This window comes from Nocardia sp. NPDC058519 (assembly GCF_042719755.1).
Lineage (GTDB): Bacteria > Actinomycetota > Actinomycetes > Mycobacteriales > Mycobacteriaceae > Nocardia.
On the sequence record NZ_JBHXNK010000012.1, the window covers coordinates 54,627 to 74,006 of the forward strand.

Here is a 19,380-nt window from a genome sequence, read left to right on the forward strand (position 1 = left end):
TCCCGCGCCCCCGTCCCTTGGTTAACCCCAGCCCGCTACTGATCTCAATCCGTTAAACCCCCCCGCCGGCCCCGCGACACCAGGTGTCGCGGGCCCGCTTCGTGTCGAAGGGTCAGACCTTGACGGTCTGTGCTTCGCGCGGGTCGACGGCGTCGCGCGGATCGTCTTGCTGCGGTGCCTCGGTTACGGGCAGTGTCTCGGTTACGGGCAGTGCCTCGGTCGCGTGCGGTGGCTCGGCGGCGGCCTGCGACTCGGCCGACTGCTCCAGCTCGACCGACTGCGCCGGCTCGGTGGGCTGTTCCTCGATGGCTTCCTCGAATTCGACTTCCGCCGAAACGGTTTCGGCAACCACCGGCTGAGGCAACGGAACAGGATCTACGCCGAAGCCTTTCGTGGCGATCTCGATGCCGAGCTCGATCCGTGTCGTCTCGACCAGCGCCCGCTCCTGCTCGGCGGCGTGGCGCATCGCCTTCTGCCACAGCGAGGCCATCTCCTCGAGCTCCTCGACGGTCGCCTCCACGTCGATGTGCAGCTTCAGCCGCTGCATCGTGATGTGCTGGGCGGCGGTGAGGGTGCGCAGCAGGTCTTCGCACTTGTTGGGAATCCGGCGATGCGCCACCACCCGCAAGCGAGTCAGCATGCCGCCCGGGCGATCCCAGATCACCTTGTGAATCTGGGCGCCGACGCTGTCGATCTCGTCGGCCGTGACCAGATCCCATTCACCGCAGGTGGTCAGATCGGCGCGCACCGAGGCCGAGGTCTCCAGGATCGAGGCGACCGCGGCGAGCACCGCCTCGCGGCGCCACGCCTCGTGATCGCGCTGGTCGCCCACCATGTTCGACAGCTCGACATTGCGCTGCGCGGCGTCGAGTGCCTGCCTGCCGCGCTCGTCGGCGGCCGCGATTCCTTCACGGTGGGTTCGGTTGTTGGCGATGACGCCGACCAGAACTGCGCCGGCGACGGGGAGCGAGCCGAGGAGTGGGAGCCACTGAGTCACCAGGCGATCATTGCACCGGTACTCGAAACAGTCACCATGATCGGCGCGTTGGTATCGATGTCGCGTGCCGATTCGGCGCGGCCGGTGTAGTCGCCGCGGCAGATCAATGCCGCGGACCTGGGACTTCGTGTAGCAACACGCCTGCGGAGCACCGCTCGCGCATCGGCGGTGTTCTAGGCTCCCTCTTCATGCGCGTGAAATGCGTTCGCACTATTGAGGTCGTCATTCTCGGCGGCGGTCCCGCCGGATTGGTTCTCGGCAACATCCTGCAAGCGGCGGGCATCGAATCAGTGATCCTCGAGCGACGGAGTCGCGCGCATATCGAGAGTCGGGCGCGGGCGGGCTTTCTCGCACCGGACAGTGTGGCGGTTCTGCGCGAACACGGGCTCGACACCGGTCTGCGCGTCAATGGACATACCCACGGCACCTGTGAATTCCGCAGTGCCGACGGCCGATTCACCCTGTCCTACGGTGAGCTCGGGCAGCGCGAAGTACACACGGTGTATCCGCAGCAGCATCTGGTCACCGACCTCGTCGCCGAGTATCTGCGGCGCGGTGGCGAACTGCTGTGCGAGACAACCGCACAGCGAATCGGCGATCACCAGGGTGATCGGCCGTGGGTATCGGGGCAGAGTATCGACGGCACCGAGTACCGATTCCGCGCGCAGTATGTCGCCGGTTGCGACGGTGCGCGGGGGCTGGCTCGGCAGACGATCACAGTGCCACGGGCGGTGTGTGAGTACGGCATCACCTGGCTCGCCCTCTTGGCGCAGGCCCCACCCACCGCCGAGACCGTGATCTACGGCGTGCACGCCGACGGTTTCGCCGGTCAGATGCCGCGCAGCCCGTATGTGACCCGGTACTACCTGCAGAGCGCCGGACACGAGGACCCGCTGGGCTGGGACGAGCGGCGGATCTGGAAGGAACTGGCGGCGCGGCTCGGCGCGGATCGGTACGGGGCGTTGTCCGAGGGCGCGGTCATCGAGCGGAGCCTGGTGCGACTGCGTTCGGAGATCCTGGATCCGATTCAGCAGGGTCGGTTGTTCCTGGTCGGTGACGCGGCCTCGTCGATCAGCCCCTCGGCCGCCAAGGGGGCGAACCTCGCGATCCTGGGTGCCGACACCCTGGCCCGAGCGCTCCGGTCGGCGCTGCGCAACGGTGACGAGACCGCGCCGCACCGGTATTCGGCCGACTGCCTGCCCCGGATCCGGCGCGCGCACGAATTCTCGAACTGGATGATCGGCATGCTGCACCCGCCCACCGGACCGCGTTCGGTGTTCGACGCCGCCCTGCAGCAGTCCCGCTTGCACAGTTTGGCCACCTCACGAACACATCAGGACCTTTTCGCGGAGAGCTACGTCGGCATCTGACAACTGGAGGACGCGTGACCCGTTCGCTGGCAGCACCGGTAGGTATCGACACGAACGATCGCGAAAGAATCGAGGCGACGGTCGATTTCATCAGAACGCACGACACCGATGGGGTGCTGGCCGCGATGGTGCCCGATCTGACCGCGGCCGACCACGCCGCGATCGCCGAGCACTGCCGGTTCGCGCACGCGGCGGTACTGGTGTTCCCCAGTGAGCTGTCGGCCGTCGCCGCGACGCTGGAGACCTTCGATCTGGTCGCGTCGGCCAATCAGCCGAGCACCGTGGTCCGGGGTCGGCTCGCCCTTCGGCACGGCCTGTCCGAGGACCGACTTCCGGTCCAGATCCTGCGTGCCAGGGTGGGCGCTGCCGACGGAACTCTGTGCGAGATAGAGGTGTTCGTCCTTGTCGACGCGCCGCCGAAGGTCGTCGCCGCCGAACGGGCCACTGCCGCCGAGGCCCACCTGGCCCTCGACACCGGTCCTGTCGACGACCTCACGCTGACCGGCCTGCGGGCACTGTTCACCGGCGCGGGCAAACTGCGTGCCGACGGTGGCGGCTACAGTCCACACGAGGATTCGACGGTCCTCTACTTCGCCTGTATCGGGACGCGGACGTGCTCATACCGGCGGCTGGAATTGCGCGTCCCCGGTCACCGCCCGCACGTGCTCAGCACCCATCTCGACGAATCCGAGGACCCCGCACACCGTTTGCTGCGCCAGCTCACCGGAGCATGGACCACCCAGGCCCTTGCGGTGGCCGCCGACCTCGGCATCGCCGACCGCCTCGCCGCGACACCGGGTCTGCCGGTCGCCGAACTCGCCGCACAGACCGGCACCGACTGCGCCGCGCTGACCCGGCTCATGCGCTACCTGGTCGACCTCGAGGTGGTCCAGACACACGATGCCGGATACGAACTCACCGACACCGGTGCCTTGCTCGCGCGCGAGTCCGACCGAACGTTGCGGTCGATCGCGAGCCTCTACGGTGGAGCGTTCTACGAATCCTTCGGCGCCCTCGGTTTCGCGATCCGCACCGGCACCACCGCGTTCGACCATCATTTCGGCCGCCACCATTTCGACTACTTCGCCGCCGAACCCGAACGCGCCGCCCTGTTCGACAGCGCCATGGCCGCTTCCGCCGCGATCTTCGGCCAGCTCGGCCACCTCATCGACACCACCAGCGCCACCACCGTTGTCGACGTGGGTGGTGGCAGCGGCGAACTACTGGCTCGTGTCCTGTCCGGCAAACCGGGACTGCGGGGGATTCTCTTCGAACGCGACAGCACCTTGGACCGGGCGAGAGCCACCTTCGCCGAGGCCGACTGCGCGAGCCGATGCGACCTCGTCGGCGGCGACTTCTTCACCACCGATGTGCCGTCCGAAGGCGACATCTATCTGCTCTCGCGGGTGCTGCACGACTGGAACGATGACGACTGCCGCACGATCCTGCGAAGCTGTGCGGCCGCGATGAGCGCGCACGCTCGCCTGTACGTCATCGAAAGGCTACTGCCGAAAAGCAGTTCCCGGTCGCTGGTTCCGGCATGGGATCTGCACATGCTGTGCAATGTCGGTGGCCGCGAACGCAGTCGTGACCACTACGGGGCGTTGGCGGCCTCGGCCGGGCTCGAGGTCGTCGGTGCTGATGCGCTTCCGTTGGGGTTCGCCATGTTGTGCGTGCGCCACGTCACCGGGTGTGGTCCGAGCGATGAGAATTGAACCGGTGACGTAACACTCGCGGGTGAGCTAGTTGGCCGACGGGGTGGTTGTCGGGGCAACTGTGGTGGTCGGCGCGACAGTCGTGGTGGGAGCCACCGTCGTGGTCGGCGCGACGGTCGTGGTGGGTTCCACGGTCGTGGTCGGGGCGGGGGCCGCCGCCTGGTTGGTCGCCGGTTCCGGAGTGGTCGTCGACGGCGTAGTGGTCGACGGGGCCACGGTCGTGGACGGTGTCGTGGTGCTGGTGCCCGTCTTCGACGTGGTGGTCGGCTTGGGGGTGGTCGTCGACTTCGTGGTGGTCGACTTCGACGTGCTGGTCGGCGCGGTGGTGGTCGTCGCCGGCTTGGTCGGGGCTGCCAGCGCGGCAGTCACCGAGGCGTCGTCCGGTGCGGCCTTGGTGTTCACCGTCTCGCCCGCCTGTGCCTGCTTGGCCAGGTGCGTCAGCCACGCCGCGGCGTACTCCGCCGAGGTCAGCGGCTTGCCGTTCGCGGCGTCGGAGTCACGCCAGTAGTCGAAGTGGTGACCGGTCCCGTTCGGGCCGAGGGTGAGCTGGTACGGATCGTTCATGGCCACCGGGATCGTGTTCTGGTTCGTCACGATCAGCCCGACGATCTCGTTGAAGATCTTCTGCGGCAGGTACGCCAGCGGCGAGAGCTGCTCACCGGCGATCACGTCGGCCTTGACCGGCGTGGTGGTCTGCCCCGGCTTGTAATCCGGGTCCGACACCTTCAGCAGTACGTCGAGGAAGGTCTCGTCGCTGGCCATCCAGTTCGGGTTCGACCCGATATCGGAGAACGCTGCCATCGCGATCCGGCCCAGCGTGAACGCCATGTCCTGGCCCATCGCCGGGGTGATCGCGGTGATGCCGTTGCGCTCCAGGTCGGCGCGCTGCAGTTCGTCGATATTGATCTGACGACCCACATTCGCGGCCAGTTGCAACAGTGAGATGTTGTCCGGTGCCGCGCAGGTGAGGTCGCCCTCGGAGCAGAAGGAGGCGATCTTGCCGTTGAGCGCGCCGAAATCAGCGCCCGTGGTTACGCCCTGGCCCGAGACTGGCGTCTTGCCGTCCTGGTACTTCTGGTCGAAGTTGTCGGGGCGCGCGAACGGGTCGTCCGCACCGAGGAAGGTGCCGTCGCCTGCCTTACGACCCGGATCGGCGAACATCACCACACCGAGCACGTCGTCCGGGTTCACGGTCGCGTACCCGTCGGCGGGGTCGTCGTTGCCGATGCCCTCGGCCACGCGGCGCACCACATCGGCGCCCTCGCTGTAGCCGACGATCGAGAACTTGGTGTCCGGGCAGGCCGCCGAGATCTCCCGCATCACCTGCTGGGTGTTCTCCACACCGCGGTTGACCGCGTCCTCATAGCTCGCCAGATCGGCCGGATAGGCGATGTACACGGCCGCGTACTCACCCTCGGCCACATCGTCGCGCGGGGCGTTCACCACCGGATCCACCCACACACTGCTGTGGTCGCCCGACAGCGCGGCGGGCAGCGGATTCCCGTTGGCATCGAGCAGCATCGCCGTCGTGCCCTCGACCGGGGTGTCGTTGCGCCCGGCCACCGAGATGGTCACCATCTCGCGGCACTCGGTCACCGACGTGGTCAGCTCGTAGCTGGGTGATGCCGGCTGCGACGTCACCGCGAACGAAGCGGCGACGATCGCCGCGACACCCAACGCCGCAGGCGCGGCAACAGCCGAAGCAATGCGATGTTTCGCAAGAAACTCACGCAGATTCATATGTTGATCCCGTTCGAATGACCTACAGGTGGGCAGGCCCCCCGACGGGCCGCATGTCACGAACAATGTCGTGACCACCAGCAAGATCGTTACTGACGCGAACAGGAACCCGGTCGACTCAGAGGCCGAGCGGGGTGGCAGGCAGCTTCGCCGCGAGTCGCCCGGCCGCCAGCGCCGCCACCGCGATGGTGCACAGCGTTGCCAACATGATCGCCGAGCCCTCACCCGGCACGAGCACCCCCAATTGACTGCCGACGGTCACCGCCGCCACCGGCACCCCGATCTGTGCCGCGGCCAGCGCGCCGTAGGCCACCGGCTGGCCGAGCAGGCGCGCCGCGCAGTGGACAGCGACAGCACCGAACCCGAGGGCGAGGCCGAGCAGGATGAACCGCGGATGCTCCCCGAACTCCCGCAGATCGAGCCGGGCGCCGAGCCACACGAAGAACAGCGGAGCGAGCAGTCCGTCGCTGATCGCGAACACCTGCTTGGCCACCCGCCGCGGCTCGCCGACCCCGGCCACCGCCAGGCCCGCCGCGAACCCGCCGAGCATGATCGAGACTCCCATCTCGCTGGCCACCCCGCACAGCGCGAACACCAGGACCAGGCTCACCCGCAGTTCGAGCGTGAACTTCCGGTCCTCGGACACCTCGTGCATCTGACGCTGCGCACCCGTCTTTTGTAGATAGCGCAGGACGAAGAACATCACGACGGCACAGAGCGCGACGACCACCGCGCCGATCGCGGCCTTGCCCGCGTTCGCCGGGTCGATCACCAGCGGCAGCGCGACGATGCAGGCGGTGTCGGCGATGGCGACCTGTGCGGTGAGCGAGAGCACCGGCGGCCCGCTCAACCGCATCGAGTCGATGATCGGCAACGCCATCGCCGCCGACGACGACGCCATCAACACCGCGTACACGGCCGCGTGCCCGATATCGAACGCCTGCGCCACCGCCCAGCCCGCGACCGCCGCGACCACACCGACCAGCACGGCCCGCGCCGCCCCGCTGCCGAGCGCGGTCCGGACCCGCGGATCACGCACGGGCACGTGGGTCCCCGCGGCGAACATCACCAGCGCGAATCCCATGTCGGCGAGGAACACGAAGATCGGGTCGGTGGGGTCGAGAATGCGAAGACCGGTGGTGCCGAAGATGATTCCCGCGATCAGTTCGCCGAGCAGCACCGGCAGGTACAGCTGCTTCGGCAAGGCGAGCAGCGGCCCGATCAACCCGAGCGCGACCACCAGCGCCAGGGTCGCGAAAGTCATGGCATCGTGGCGATCTTGGCGGGAATCTCGATGTTCTCGTCGGCCCAGTACAGCGCGCACACGCGGTGATACCCGTCGGCGATCAGCATCGGCACGTTCCGGCGGCAGTCACCGCGCACCAGCAGGATCGGCGAGAGCTTCTTGCCCTCGTTCACCTTGAGCAGGTCTTTGCGGACATGCGGGTTGTCGGGGGTGAGGGCATCGAGCTGGGAGGCGCGCAGAATGTCCTTGGCCTTCTTGACGACCACCGGCGCGGCCATGAGCTCGGCCACGATCGCGTCGACCATCGTCTTGTCGCCCAGTAGCTCGAGATAATCGGCGGCAGCGGGATAGTCATGGTCTTCCGGCGCGGACTTCCACTTCACCTGCAGGATCGGGTCGGTCATCGAATCATCATCCGCCGCACCCAACCGGTTTGCCGAGAGGTCGCTATCTGTCGGCGATCCGGTGGTCCTGCCCTGATTCCGATCTCTGTGCGTGTGTTCAGTTGGTTTCGGCCGAGACCGGTGGGTCCACGGGCAGGAACATCGACAGGATCGTGGGGTTGGCCATGACGATCTCCATCAGCTTGTAGCGCAGTTCCGGCGGGACGAACTCGGCGAGCGCCTGCGGGTCGGCGAGGATCGAGTCCATGATCTCCTCGCGGATCCGGATGGTCGGGTCGACACGGATCGCGCTGATCACCGCTCCGATGTAATTGGTCACGATGAGCTCGCGGACTTGGTCGCGGGTCAGGGCGTCGGTGTGCAGCCAGTGCAGGACCAAGCCCTCGATCGACGCGATACAGCCGGTGATCGCGGCGCGAAGAACGGGACCCGGTTCCGCGCCGGTGAGCTCGAGCGCCAGTTGTTCGGTGATCTGGTCGAAGCTCCGGTCCCTGATCTCGCGGACCTGGGTGTCGGCGACATCGGCGACCATCAGCTCGTAGCCGCCGGGATGCTGCTCCGCCCGGTCGAGCAGACTGTCGATGACGCGGTTGAGCCACTCCAGTGCCGGTCCCCGCGTTGCCAGGATGTCGGCGCGGAACTCGTCGAAGGTCTGCTCGATGACGGCGAGATAGAAGCCGCGCTTACCACCGAAGTGGTAGCTGATCGAGCCCGCGGCGACGCCGAGGGTGCGCGCGAGGTCGACGATCGAGACTTCCTCGTACCGTTGGTGGCTGAACGCATCCTTGCCCGCGTCGAGCAGCGCCGCTCGCGCCGCCTCCCCGCGTCGGTTGCCTGCCACTGAACCTCCGCCCTGGAACAGCCGTTGAAGACCGCTCGAGTTGAAGATATGTCGCGTCCCGCCGAGACGTCAAACCAGCTCCGCGCAGCGCGATACCCCCCGCCACGGCATCAGGACGCGAGCTCTGAGCTCGGCTTTCGGTCCGCTTCGGCGAAGCGATCGGCAAGGAACGCGAATCCGGCACGGGCGAATCGCGGTGCCGAGGTGAAGTGCCCACCGAGCCGGATCCGGTGCCGGCTGATCTCGACACCGAGTTCGCGCCAACGCTGGGTGAGCAGCTCGGTCTGCCGATAGGCGACCACCCGGTCGCGCTCGCCGTGGCCGACGAGCACGGGCGCGGTCGGCGGCAGATACCCGAGGCTCGCCTCACGCATCCGCTCGATCCATGCCGGATCCTCGAACGGGTCGGTACTGAGATAGAAGGTGCGAGATTTGGGCAGGATGAACCCGGCCGAGGCGAGCAGCAAGGGGTGCAGCCGACGGGCGAACGGCATCATGAGCTTGCCTGCGGTATTGAGGCATCGCTCGAGATCCAGGTCATCGAAGCTGGCCGCCAAACCCATCGCCGAGTACATGAGCAGGAACACGCCCGCGGTGCGATCGAGGCTCTTACCCATTTCCACGAGGTCGGCCGGCGGAGCGCCGACGGCGACACCGGCCAACGGCAGATCCGGGGCGTAGGAGGCGTTGAGCTGCGCGGCCCAGGCGGCAGCGTTCCCACCTTCGGAGTAGCCGTAGATCCCGTACCGGCTCACCTGCGTGGAACGGGTTCCGAGCAGAAAGCGCGCGGCCCGCATGACATCGAGCACCGCGCGACCATTGGTAGGACCGATCACATAGGGATGGGTTCCCTGCGTGCCGAGTCCGGGATAGTCGGTGACCGCGACCGCCCAGCCGCGGGCGAGCGCGAGCGCGATGAACACGCCTTCGTATTCCAGTCCCTTTTCGAGCAGCTGTGACACCGACGCCGAACGCGACATTCCCTGCGTGCCGGGGGCGAAACCGACGAGCGGAACAGACCCGGAACTCTGCCGGGGAATCAATATCGCGCCCGACACCGTGATCGGGTTCCCGGCCAGATCGGTCGAGCGGTACAGCACGCGAAACGCGTCGGCACGCATCGTGATGCCGGGGGCGATCCGCGCCGTCATCGTGCTGACGCGCAGCACCTCCCCGCACTCGGCCCGGCTGACGGTCAGGTCGGGAAGATCTCGGTAGAACTGTTTGCGGCGCCCGCGCCCGGTCGACATCATCGTCATCTTTCGGATTCGCATCAGGTGAGATCAGCGCCGCGCCGACGCGGTGATTTTGTCGAACCGCAGGACACCGTCGAGTAGTTCGTCTTTGCCCAGCGATACGCGGTCGCGGTAATAGTTGTTGACGACTTTCCACGGAGCGCGCCGTCCTTGCCGTGGCATGACACCGTCACCGCGTTTGATGTATCCGGCGGTCAGGGCGTCACCCATGACGGACGATTCAGCGAAGTCGTCGGCGCCGGCTCGAACCGAGAATTGTGAATATCCGCCGTCGCGCATGGCGTTGAGTAATCGACAGAAATACTGCGCGGCGAGGTCGGCCTTGAGCGTCCACGACGCGTTGGTGTAGCCGAGGATGATCATGGCGTTGGGCACGCCGGAGATCAGCACTCCCTTGTAGAGCACCGACTCGCGGGTGTTGACCGGCACACCGTCGACAACCAGTTCGGCGCCGCCCGCGATCTGCACGTTCAGGCCGGTCGCGGTGACGATGATGTCGGCCTCCAGCTCCTGCCCCGATTCGAGCAGAATGCCCTTCTCGGTGAACTTCGCGATGCGGTCGGTGACGATGTCGGCCTTACCGCTCTGAAGGACTTTGAACAGATCGCCATTGGGCACCACACACAGCCGCTGATCCCACGGGTTATAGGACGGCGTGAAGTGCTTCATGTCGATCTTGTCGCCCACCTGCAGCTTGATCTGCTTCAGCAACGCCTTCTTGGCCAACTCCGGGCTGGTGCGCGAGAGCTGGAAACTGGCGCGCTGCAACGCGATATTGCGGGCGCGGCCGATGCGATAGGCGATCTTGTCGGGCACGCGGGCCACGCGCATCGCGATCGCGGCCGGGTCGTCCGAGGGCAGCGCCAGGATGTAGGTGGGTGAGCGCTGCAGCATGGTGATGTGTTCGACGGCATCGGCCATCGCCGGAATCAGCGTGATCGCGGTGGCACCCGAACCGACTACCACGACCTTCTTGCCCTGGTAGTCAAGGTCTTCGGGCCAATGCTGAGGGTGCACGATCTGCCCGGTGAAGTCATCGGCGCCGGGGAAGTCGGGCTGGAATCCCTGGTCGTAGTCGTAGTAGCCGGTGGCGCCGACCAGGAACTTCGACGTCCAGATCTCGGTCTCGCCGGTCCGCTCGTCGACGACCTCGCCCGTCCACAGTCCGGTGCTGCTGTCGTAGGAGGCGCGAATCCCCCTGCGGCCGAAGTGAATATGTTCGAAGACGCCGTATTCGCGGGCGGTGTCCTCGATATAGCGACGGATATTGCGCCCGTCGGCCAAGACCTTGGTGCCGATCCACGGACGGAACCCGAAACCGAAGGTCAGCATGTCCGAATCCGACCGGATTCCGGGGTATTTGAACAGGTCCCACGTTCCACCGACATTGTCGCGGCGTTCGATGATCGCGAAACTACGACCGGTCTTCTCCCGGATGAGCTGGCAGGCCGTGCCGATCCCGGACAGCCCGGCACCGATGATCAATACGTCGACATAGCGTGTCGTCATCGCAGGTTTCCATCCTTGTGGCCGATCAGGAAGTCACGGTCGTCGGGTGCGGTGAGCAGGGCGGTCATGGTCTTGCGGTCGAAAGGCCACAGGTCGATGGTGTTCTCCTCGGTGAAGTACCAGGAATTGCAACCGGTGTTCCACACAGTCGGGCCCATCGCCTCGGCGACGCTGTCGTTGAACCTGACGGTCGCTTCCTCGGTCACTTCGACCGTCTCGAACTCGCCGTCGCGGAAGCGTTCCAGCCACTGCGTGATGTACCGGGCGGTCAGTTCCGCCGAGTACTGCAACGAGATCGACCCGGTGGGCGAGTTCGGGCCGAGCACAGTGAACAGGTTCGGGAAACCGGGGATCGCGGTCATCCGGTAGGCGCGCGGCCCTTTCGCCCATGCCTCGTCGATGCTCAGTCCGTCGCGGCCACGCAGGTTCATCGGGCGCATGTAGTTGTGCGGGTGGAAGCCGGTCGCGAAGACGATCAAGTCGAGGTCGTGGTGGGTGCCGTCGGCGGTGCGGAGACCGGTTTCGGTGATCTCGCTGATCGGTTCGGTCACCAAGGCGGCGTTGTCGGCGCCGATCGCGCGGTGATAGGTGCCGGAGAGCACCTGCCGCTTGCAGAACGGCTCGTAGTCGGGGGTCAGCGCGGTTCTCAGCTCGCGATCGCGGACCTGGGTGGTCAGCGACCACCGGGCGAGTTGCTGCGCGGCCCGGCGTCGCCACGTCGGCTTCAACGCGATATCGGCGAGGATGCCAGAGCCCCACAACAGCGTGGAGTAGAGCCGCTGATGCGCGGCGGGTGCGGCGGCAAGCAGCTTGGCCACCAGCCGCGGCTGGCGCAGACCCATCGGCGCCCAGAGCACCCACTGCGGTGTGCGAGCGAACTGGGTCAGCGCGGCCGCCTGCGGTTGCAGCGCCGAGACCACCTGCACGCCGGTGGATCCGCTGCCGATCACCGCGATGCGTTTGCCGACCGTCTCGATCGCCTCGCGGTGATAGCGCTGGATCTCGCTGCCCTCGGCCCAGATCTGCGACCAGTCAGGCTTGGGTGCGAAGCCGAACTGATAGATCTGCGACGGAACATCGCAGGTCAGGCCGGGATACCGGTTCCAATGCCAGACCCCGCCGACATCGGACCCCTTCTCCACGATCACGAAGTTCTCGAAGCCGGCCTGTTCTAACACGACACCAGCGGTGATTCCGGCGACGCCCGCTCCGATGATCACAACCCTGGGGTCACGGGATGGCATCTTGCTCATGGCCTCAGACTGCCACATGTATTGAATCGAATTCAAGAACTTGTGGAGAATCTTCGGCGAAACCAGGTGCTCGCAGTCGTCTACCACCCGAAATGCTGAATCGAATTCAAAGCAGGACTTCACCAGATGAGTCGCAGCCCATACCCGCTTGACCTGAACCACTGTTGAGGGTCGAGGGTTTCTCCCATGAGCACGAACATGATTCAGCCCCCGGTCGTCGACGACGCCACCGTGGACCACACCGCCGACATCGCCGCGATTCGCCAGATCGTCGCCGACACGCAGACCGCGTACAACACCAACGACGCGGACCTCATGACCGCGCAGTTCACCGCGAACGCCGTGGTCGGCAACGCGGTCGGCATGCTGATCAGCGGGCACGACGCGCTACTCGACTCGAACCGGCGCGGGCTGGCCGGATTCCTGAAGGACGAATACGTCCGCTACGACGTCGTCGACGTGGTCTTTCTGCGCCCGGACGTGGCGATTGCCCACAAGACAGCACGCGCCACCACCGCCGACGGCACCCTGATCGACACCGAACCGGCGATGGTCGCGCTCTACGTGCTGGTCAAACAGGACGGGCAGTGGTGGACCGCCGCCCGGCAGAACACCCTGGTGCCGTCGGCAGTGTAGGTTCTCACTTCTCCTAGCTCGCCCTGCACGGATTGCGATCGGGCTGACTGCCGATAACCCGGATGCACTGCACCGCAACCGATTCGGTGCCACCGCAATTGGCCATCGAACCCCCGGCGAAGTAGAGTCCGAGTGGCCCGACCAGCGTCGGACCGCGCAGGAATATCGAAGACCTGCGAGTTGGAGAATGTGATGCACGAGGAAATTCAAGGTGGCGAGAATGGACAGGCGCCGCCGATCAAGAGTTACGACACTTCTATCCATCCAAATTTTCCAGTAGTCGACTTGAGCAAATTCAAGACAATTCGCGATTTCACCGGTGATTTGATTCAAGCCAATGCCACTCAAGCGGCGGCTGTGGGGATCTACTTCAGCTCGAGAGATCGCCCCGTCGCCAAAAAATTGTTCGATCACTATTATCGCGTGACCGGCGATGACTACGTGCTGGAGGAATCGACGATCGAAAGTTGGATCAGCGAAGACCGCCACGCGTACAACAATTCCGCGATTTCAACCTGCCCCGTGGCAATCTCCGACAACAAGGAGGCCGCGATAAGCCGGGCGATCACCGAAGTGGACAAGACCCAGAATCCCGTCAAGGTCATCCTGTCCACCGACTGGGTCATCGTCGCCGGAATCTCGAACGATCATGTCCAATCGCTCGGCCGGTACAGCCTTGCCTCGACCACCGTGGTGGTCGCCCATCCAGGTGCGGCAGGATCACATCAGATCGAACTGAGGCAGCAGTCCCACATCTGCGATATCTACAATTTCCATACCGACGCCGACTACGGCAACATGGCCCAGGCCGCCGTGAATACCATGGCGCAGAGCGAGGAACTCGGCCTTGCCAAGTCGTTCCTGGTATACGGTTCCGGTGCGGTGCATTCCTGGTCGGGTTCGAAATAGGTGGGGATATGACTGACAAGAACAGCAGGACGGATGATGTACTGGTCCCAGCGACCTTCGGAGTCATCACCGGCGGCATACTGGCGGTGATCGCCTATTTCCCCTTGGTCGCGCTGCTGCAGAACGTCTTCGACGTCCCCGAGCTCACGGCGACTCCCAAGAAATACCGAGGCGACACGGAACCGATCTCGCCGTGGTATTGGATAACGTGGATGGTTCCGGTACTCGTCGCGATTCCCGCCGGATTGGCATTGTCCTGGTGGCGGCGCATCCGGGTTTTCGCACTGGCGTCCACGGTGACGTTCGTCCTCGGCGCTGCCGCGGTCGCCGCTGTCGTGATTTCATTCGAGGTCAACGGATTCGCGCCCGACTGACCTGTCCGGCGTAGCCGGGTCAGACGGAGACGGCGTGTTCGAACCACACGTTGTCGCCGTATCCGTACCGAATGGCGCCCAGGTCGACGATCACCTTCTCGGGGAGTTCGAATTCACTCGCCTTGTAGACCGGGGCGGTGCGGCCGGACTCGTAGCCCAGGGCGCCGGAGATCCGCTGGATCGTGGTCGTTATCGCGTCCTGGCGAGTCGCGGCCGACTTCTTCAGCGCGTCGACGGCGGAGGTGATCTGAGATTTGGTCGACTCGTCCATCGGCTGGTCGATCAGCTGCGCCCAACTGGCTAGGGGGAGCATGAAATTGGCGAAAGTCATGCGCTTCGTGAGGGAGCTCGCCAGGTCCGCGGCCTGGTTGTAGACGAGCCGTTCGAGCAGTAACGCGCCGTTCTCGACGATCTTGGCGACCGCATCGAGATCGATGCTGCGGGTGTCGAACGACTGTCCGAGGGTGGTCGCGGTAGCTCCGAACGCGGTCGCGGCTGCACCGGTCCAGTCGGCCTGGATCCACCCGGTGCCCGCGGACAGGTTCTGCGAGTGGGCGAAGTCGTTGATGCCGAGCAGGCCGATCCGCTTACCCACTCCCCGCAGCGCCTCCCAGTCCGCCTCCACCGGCGCCAGGTAGTCGGCGACGGGCTTGATGCCGATGGTCCGGCCGAGCGGCTCGTCGTAGGAGGTGAGCAGCTCGACGCAGCCGGTGACGACCTGGCGGACCGTGTACTGGGCTTCCTCCACGTTCTGCAGGCTGGGCTCCTGCAGGCCGGTGAATCGGCGGACGTCCCCGGCCGGGCTTGTCGCCGCGACACCCTGCCCGTCGGTCACGGTCGCCCCGGCCTGGTTGATCGAGACAGCGTGCTGCTCATCGGAATTCTTGTACGCGGTGGCCGCGGTCCCCAGTCCGGAACCTAGCGTGCCGAGGGCGCTCGTGTCCTTCTGATGGTCGCCGGACAGTGTGGTTTGCAGCTTCTGGATCGGCAGCGACAGCTGTGCCAGCTGTCCGGATGTTCCGGCTGGTAGCGCTAGACCCGGTAGCAATCGGCCCGCGTTCTCGGTGAAATTGGCGCCGATGTTCTGGAGATCCAGTGTGAAGCCGGACAGCTTCGACACATCAACAGTGAAGTCGACCATTCCATCCCCCCGAGACAAACGCTGCGCACATGCTGACCCGGGACGACCGCAGCCGGGTCACCGAGGCTCGGGCCGGGTGAACCGGCAACCAATCCTGGCAACCAACGAATCCAACTCGGCCACATTGTGATCCAACACCACACTACATCTACCAGCACGGCCTTAGGAGAGCCTGCGGCTGCGCCGCCCGCGTAGCACCAGGGTGATCAGCCGCGGGCCATGTCCACGAAGCGGCTCAGGTGCAGCTGGTGGGCAACGGTGATGGTCGCGGTGGGGCCGTTACGGTGTTTGCCGACGATGAGGTCGGCCTCGCCGCCGCGCGGGTCGTCGCGTTCGATGGCATCCGGGCGATGCAGCAGGATGACCATGTCGGCGTCCTGCTCGAGCGAGCCCGACTCGCGAAGGTCGGAGACCATGGGCCGCTTGTCGGTTCGCTGTTCCGGACCACGGTTCAGCTGCGAGATCGCGATCACCGGAACCTCTAGCTCCTTGGCGAGCAGCTTGAGGTGGCGTGAGAATTCCGAGACTTCCTGCTGCCGGGACTCGACCTTCTTGCCCGAGCTCATCAGCTGGAGGTAGTCCACCACAACGAGTTTCAGGTCGTGGCGCTGCTTGAGGCGTCGAGCCTTGGCCCGAATCTCCATCATGGTCAGGTTCGGCGAATCATCGACGAACAGCGGCGCTTCGCTGATCTCACTCATGCGGCGAGCCAGTTTGGTCCAGTCGTCATCGCTCATGCGGCCCGAGCGCATGTCGCCCAGCTTGATCTTCGCCTCGGCCGAGAGCAGACGCATGACGATCTCGGTGCGGCTCATCTCGAGCGAGAAGATGACGCTGGCCATGCCGTGCTTGATCGAGCAACTGCGCATGAAGTCCATGCCGAGCGTGGAGTTGTGCGTGGGCACCATGGTGCGCCCGGCCAGGTACATGTGATCGGTGTTGTCGACCTCGACGCAGCGGACGAGTACCGGGTCGACCTTGCGGACATCGACGATCTGACGGGCCGCCGAACGCGGGGATCGAGGCACCATGTGGGCGAAATTGTCCCTCGGTGTGCGCAGGGTGTGCGCGATATCGCCGGTTGTCCGGACCACCGGATGCGGTGCAAGGGTGGGGGCGAGCGTGGTCCACTGATGTTCTTCGTCGGCGACGATCACTGTGCCGTCGGAGAATTCGACCTCGTAGCAAGGCCGGTCGGCCATCTCCTCGGTGGCCGCGAGCACCCTGGTGGGCCTGCCATCGGCCCCGAGCAGCTCGTCACCGACGCGAACCTCACCCATCGTGGTCCAGCCACCGGGCTTCGGCAGCGGGGTGTCGAGCGCCAGCGCCTTACCGACACCGGGCCGGGCCGCCACGATGATCATCTGACCCGGGTGCAGACCGTTGGTGAGTTCGTCGAGTTCGGTGAAGCCGGTGGGGACGCCGAGGGAGATGCCGCCGCGGGAGGCGATGGAGTCGATTTCGTCCATGGTGGGCTGGAGGAGTTCCTCCAGCGGGGTGAAGTCCTCGGTGGTGCGGCGTTCGGTGACTTCGTAGATTTCGGCCTGCGCGCGGTCGACCACTTCGGCGACGTCCTGGCCGTCGGCGCCCGCGTAGCCGAACTGCACGATGCGGGTGCCCGCTTCGACGAGGCGGCGCAGGATGGCCTTCTCGGCCACGATCTCGGCGTAGAAGCCGGCGTTGGCCGCGGTGGGGACGGTCTGGGTGAGGGTGACCAGGTAGGGCGGGCCGCCGATGCGCTTGAGTTCGCCGCGGCGGTCGAGACCGGCCGAGACGGTGACGGGGTCGGCGGGTTCGCCACGGCTGTAGAGGTCGAGGATGGTGTCGTAGACGGCCTGGTGCGCGGGGCGGTAGAAGTCGCCGGGGCGCAGCACCTCGATCACGTCGGCGATGGCGTCCTTGCTCAGCAGCATGCCGCCGAGGACGGACTGCTCAGCGGCCATGTCGTGCGGAGGCTGACGGCCGAAGTCCTCGCCGGGGGGTTCAGGCGTGAACTCGGTTTGCGCGCGGTCACCGGTGGTTGTCACCAGGGGAGTCCTCTCTGCCCGCAGAACCGGGGGTTACACATCGATGTACTCGTTGTACTCCCGGACACCGACACCGATGTCAGCAATCGGTTGCCTGCGCGATTCCCGGGCCCGCCCGCAGGGCAATGCGACGAACCTAGGCGACGTTTTCGGGACTCGCCAACCCGACATGTGCACACAACTGTGGATAACTTGGGGGTAGTTCACCCGTTGTTGTGCAGCGCCTGTGGAAAACATGGGGAAAACCCAGGTCAGTACGGAAAAACGCCCTGCTAGGCCCTGGTTTGTCCAACTTCGGCCCTGTGGATGAAAGAAGTTCCGGCGTGTCGGTAAAGGTGAACAGCCGGGCGTGTTGGGTAAACAGCGATGGTGCAGGATATGACGGGAGTCACAAATCTGCCGGTCGTGTTCCTCGGTCATCCACAGGGTGAATAACCGGAGGTCAACAAGTTACCGACCGTGAGCCGCGCAACACGACCTCCGCCGACCGCGAGATGGGCTACCGATCAGTTATCGCGAAATCGGCTTGAAAAAGGCAAGCAGAAACCACCCCTGTGCGCGCACAGGGGTGGTTTCCGGCGAACTCAGTTCGCAGCAACCTCGAGGTTGAACTTCGCCGACACGTCGGGGTGCAGGTGCACCACGATGCCGTGCTTACCGGTCGCCTTGATGTGCGACTTCGGCAGCTCGATGCTGCGCTTGTCGACCACGGGGCCGCCGGCGGCCTTGATGGCCGAAGCCACGTCGGTGGTGGTGACCGAACCGAACAGCTTGCCGCTGTCGGCGGTCTTCACGGCCAGCGAAACCGCGGCGAGGCCCTCGATGGCCTGCTTCAGCTCGTTGGCGTGATCCAGGTCGCGCACCTTGCGGGCGTCCTGGGCGCGACGGATTCCGTCGACCTGCTTCTGGGCGCCACGGGTGGCCGGGATGGCCAGACCGCGGGGCAGCAGGAAGTTACGGCCGTAGCCGTCCTTGACCTCGACAAGGTCGCCGGGGGCGCCGAGGTTGTCGACATCAGCGGTGAGGATGAGCTTCATCTGTGTGACTCCCTTTCTCAGCGAGCGGTCGACACGTAAGGAAGCAGAGCCACCTCACGCGAGTTCTTGACGGCGACAGCGATGTCACGCTGGTGCTGCACGCAGTTGCCGGTGACGCGGCGAGCGCGGATCTTGCCGCGATCGCTAACGTACTTACGCAGCAGCGTGGTGTCCTTGTAATCGATATTGACGATTCCGGACTTTGCTTCCTTGCAGAAAGCACAGGCCTTCTTCTTCAGTACCTTTTCGCGCGCGGGCGCTTTAGGCATGGTTTTTCTCTCCGTACTATGAGTGCCGTTCGATCAGAACGGCGGTTCGTCATCCATGCGGCCGCCGCCCCCGAAGGAGCCGGCCGCGGGCGCGCTACCCCACGGATCGTCTTCGCCACCGGCATTGCTGCCACCGGCCGGACGTCCGCCGCCATTGTTGGCGTTGTAGCCGCCTGCGCTAGATCCACCACCGGCATTGCCGGAACCACCACTGAAGCCGCCACCGCCGCCTCCGCCACCGCGACCGGCCTTGGAGACCTTCGCAGTCGCGTAACGCAGCGAGGGACCGACTTCGTCGACCTCGAGCTCGACCACAGTGCGCTTCTCACCCTCGCGGGTTTCGTAGGAGCGCTGCTTGAGCCGACCACTCACGATGACGCGAGCGCCTCGGGTCAGACTTTCGGCGACGTTCTCCGCTGCTTCACGCCAGATGTTGCAGCGCAGGAACAGAGCCTCGCCATCTTTCCATTCGTTCGAATTGCGATCGAACACACGGGGAGTCGACGCGACGGTGAAATTTGCCACCGCTGCGCCTGCGGGCGTGAAACGAAGCTCCGGGTCTGCCGTCAAGTTTCCGATGACGGTAATGACCGTGTCGCCTGCCATGGGGTTCCTCCTGCTCGGGGTGCAGTCCGCATCTCGGGGATTTGCGCTCG

General features: G+C 65.4%; 18 protein-coding genes. 5 read left to right on the forward strand and 13 right to left on the reverse strand.

The window, feature by feature from the left end:
• Window positions 1-112 precede the first annotated feature (112 nt).
• Window positions 113-997: a hypothetical protein gene (locus tag ACFWPK_RS15765; RefSeq protein WP_378916014.1), complete on the reverse strand. Its 885-nt coding sequence runs from the start codon at window positions 995-997 to the stop codon at window positions 113-115.
• 188 nt (window positions 998-1,185) lie between these two features.
• Here ACFWPK_RS15765 and ACFWPK_RS15770 point away from each other — a divergent pair, with 188 nt between their 5' ends.
• Both ACFWPK_RS15770 and ACFWPK_RS15775 read left to right on the forward strand, forming a co-directional pair.
• Window positions 1,186-2,367: a 4-hydroxybenzoate 3-monooxygenase gene (locus ACFWPK_RS15770; protein ID WP_378916016.1), complete on the forward strand. Its 1,182-nt coding sequence runs from the start codon at window positions 1,186-1,188 to the stop codon at window positions 2,365-2,367.
• A 14-nt stretch (window positions 2,368-2,381) separates the two neighbouring features.
• Window positions 2,382-4,082: a methyltransferase gene (locus ACFWPK_RS15775; RefSeq protein WP_378916018.1), complete on the forward strand. Its 1,701-nt coding sequence runs from the start codon at window positions 2,382-2,384 to the stop codon at window positions 4,080-4,082.
• 27 nt (window positions 4,083-4,109) lie between these two features.
• Here ACFWPK_RS15775 and ACFWPK_RS15780 read toward each other — a convergent pair whose 3' ends face one another.
• From ACFWPK_RS15780 to ACFWPK_RS15810, 7 genes are all read right to left on the reverse strand, one after another.
• The gene (locus ACFWPK_RS15780) at window positions 4,110-5,822 is read right to left on the reverse strand and encodes a cutinase family protein (RefSeq protein ID WP_378916020.1); all 1,713 of its coding nucleotides are present in this window, start codon (window positions 5,820-5,822) and stop codon (window positions 4,110-4,112) included.
• 118 nt (window positions 5,823-5,940) lie between these two features.
• Complete coding sequence (locus tag ACFWPK_RS15785) at window positions 5,941-7,086, reverse strand: cation:proton antiporter (protein ID WP_378916023.1); 1,146 nt, start codon at window positions 7,084-7,086, stop codon at window positions 5,941-5,943.
• Window positions 7,083-7,460, reverse strand: coding sequence for a hypothetical protein (locus tag ACFWPK_RS15790; RefSeq protein ID WP_378916266.1), 378 nt, complete (start codon window positions 7,458-7,460; stop codon window positions 7,083-7,085). Before ACFWPK_RS15790 ends, ACFWPK_RS15785 begins: the two co-directional genes overlap by 4 nt.
• Before the next feature lie 109 nt (window positions 7,461-7,569).
• Complete coding sequence (locus ACFWPK_RS15795; RefSeq protein WP_378916026.1) at window positions 7,570-8,313, reverse strand: TetR/AcrR family transcriptional regulator; 744 nt, start codon at window positions 8,311-8,313, stop codon at window positions 7,570-7,572.
• A 110-nt stretch (window positions 8,314-8,423) separates the two neighbouring features.
• The gene (locus ACFWPK_RS15800) at window positions 8,424-9,587 is read right to left on the reverse strand and encodes a lipase family protein (RefSeq protein WP_378916028.1); all 1,164 of its coding nucleotides are present in this window, start codon (window positions 9,585-9,587) and stop codon (window positions 8,424-8,426) included.
• Window positions 9,588-9,596: 9 nt separating this feature from the next.
• The gene (locus tag ACFWPK_RS15805; RefSeq protein WP_378916031.1) at window positions 9,597-11,078 is read right to left on the reverse strand and encodes a flavin-containing monooxygenase; all 1,482 of its coding nucleotides are present in this window, start codon (window positions 11,076-11,078) and stop codon (window positions 9,597-9,599) included.
• Complete coding sequence (locus tag ACFWPK_RS15810) at window positions 11,075-12,322, reverse strand: flavin-containing monooxygenase (protein ID WP_378916269.1); 1,248 nt, start codon at window positions 12,320-12,322, stop codon at window positions 11,075-11,077. Before ACFWPK_RS15810 ends, ACFWPK_RS15805 begins: the two co-directional genes overlap by 4 nt.
• Before the next feature lie 195 nt (window positions 12,323-12,517).
• Between ACFWPK_RS15810 and ACFWPK_RS15815 the strand changes: the two genes are divergently transcribed.
• The 3 genes from ACFWPK_RS15815 to ACFWPK_RS15825 all read left to right on the forward strand — a co-directional run bounded on the left by ACFWPK_RS15815 (window position 12,518) and on the right by ACFWPK_RS15825 (window position 14,250).
• On the forward strand, window positions 12,518-12,967 hold the full coding sequence (locus ACFWPK_RS15815) for an SgcJ/EcaC family oxidoreductase (protein ID WP_378916033.1): 450 nt from the start codon (window positions 12,518-12,520) through the stop codon (window positions 12,965-12,967).
• Between the two features lie 192 nt (window positions 12,968-13,159).
• Window positions 13,160-13,876, forward strand: a complete 717-nt coding sequence (locus ACFWPK_RS15820) for a hypothetical protein (protein ID WP_378916036.1) — start codon at window positions 13,160-13,162, stop codon at window positions 13,874-13,876.
• An 8-nt stretch (window positions 13,877-13,884) separates the two neighbouring features.
• On the forward strand, window positions 13,885-14,250 hold the full coding sequence (locus tag ACFWPK_RS15825) for a hypothetical protein (protein ID WP_378916038.1): 366 nt from the start codon (window positions 13,885-13,887) through the stop codon (window positions 14,248-14,250).
• A 19-nt stretch (window positions 14,251-14,269) separates the two neighbouring features.
• Here the strand turns inward: ACFWPK_RS15825 and ACFWPK_RS15830 are convergent, their stop codons facing one another.
• The 5 genes from ACFWPK_RS15830 to ACFWPK_RS15850 form a co-directional block, all read right to left on the reverse strand.
• A complete protein-coding gene (locus ACFWPK_RS15830; protein WP_378916041.1) occupies window positions 14,270-15,370 on the reverse strand; it encodes a hypothetical protein in 1,101 nt (366 codons plus the stop codon).
• Between the two features lie 227 nt (window positions 15,371-15,597).
• Complete coding sequence (gene dnaB, locus ACFWPK_RS15835; protein ID WP_378916272.1) at window positions 15,598-17,334, reverse strand: replicative DNA helicase; 1,737 nt, start codon at window positions 17,332-17,334, stop codon at window positions 15,598-15,600.
• Window positions 17,335-18,002: 668 nt separating this feature from the next.
• Window positions 18,003-18,455: a 50S ribosomal protein L9 gene (rplI, locus tag ACFWPK_RS15840; protein WP_378916044.1), complete on the reverse strand. Its 453-nt coding sequence runs from the start codon at window positions 18,453-18,455 to the stop codon at window positions 18,003-18,005.
• A gap of 17 nt (window positions 18,456-18,472) precedes the next feature.
• Complete coding sequence (gene rpsR, locus ACFWPK_RS15845) at window positions 18,473-18,724, reverse strand: 30S ribosomal protein S18 (RefSeq protein ID WP_056823934.1); 252 nt, start codon at window positions 18,722-18,724, stop codon at window positions 18,473-18,475.
• 33 nt (window positions 18,725-18,757) lie between these two features.
• Window positions 18,758-19,330, reverse strand: coding sequence for a single-stranded DNA-binding protein (locus ACFWPK_RS15850; protein WP_378904447.1), 573 nt, complete (start codon window positions 19,328-19,330; stop codon window positions 18,758-18,760).
• Window positions 19,331-19,380 lie beyond the last annotated feature (50 nt).

Bases quoted from the DNA above. Each gene is read 5' to 3' on its own strand.
- ACFWPK_RS15770 (WP_378916016.1), top strand. From the start codon at position 1,186: ATGCGCGTGAAATGCGTTCGCACTATTGAGGTCGTCATTCTCGGCGGC.
- ACFWPK_RS15780 (WP_378916020.1), bottom strand. From the start codon at position 5,822: ATGAATCTGCGTGAGTTTCTTGCGAAACATCGCATTGCTTCGGCTGTT.
- ACFWPK_RS15785 (WP_378916023.1), bottom strand. From the start codon at position 7,086: ATGACTTTCGCGACCCTGGCGCTGGTGGTCGCGCTCGGGTTGATCGGG.
- ACFWPK_RS15800 (WP_378916028.1), bottom strand. From the start codon at position 9,587: ATGCGAATCCGAAAGATGACGATGATGTCGACCGGGCGCGGGCGCCGC.
- ACFWPK_RS15805 (WP_378916031.1), bottom strand. From the start codon at position 11,078: ATGACGACACGCTATGTCGACGTATTGATCATCGGTGCCGGGCTGTCC.
- ACFWPK_RS15810 (WP_378916269.1), bottom strand. From the start codon at position 12,322: ATGCCATCCCGTGACCCCAGGGTTGTGATCATCGGAGCGGGCGTCGCC.
- ACFWPK_RS15815 (WP_378916033.1), top strand. From the start codon at position 12,518: ATGAGCACGAACATGATTCAGCCCCCGGTCGTCGACGACGCCACCGTG.
- ACFWPK_RS15820 (WP_378916036.1), top strand. From the start codon at position 13,160: ATGCACGAGGAAATTCAAGGTGGCGAGAATGGACAGGCGCCGCCGATC.
- ACFWPK_RS15825 (WP_378916038.1), top strand. From the start codon at position 13,885: ATGACTGACAAGAACAGCAGGACGGATGATGTACTGGTCCCAGCGACC.
- dnaB (WP_378916272.1), bottom strand. From the start codon at position 17,334: ATGGCCGCTGAGCAGTCCGTCCTCGGCGGCATGCTGCTGAGCAAGGAC.
- rplI (WP_378916044.1), bottom strand. From the start codon at position 18,455: ATGAAGCTCATCCTCACCGCTGATGTCGACAACCTCGGCGCCCCCGGC.
- rpsR (WP_056823934.1), bottom strand. From the start codon at position 18,724: ATGCCTAAAGCGCCCGCGCGCGAAAAGGTACTGAAGAAGAAGGCCTGT.
- ACFWPK_RS15850 (WP_378904447.1), bottom strand. From the start codon at position 19,330: ATGGCAGGCGACACGGTCATTACCGTCATCGGAAACTTGACGGCAGAC.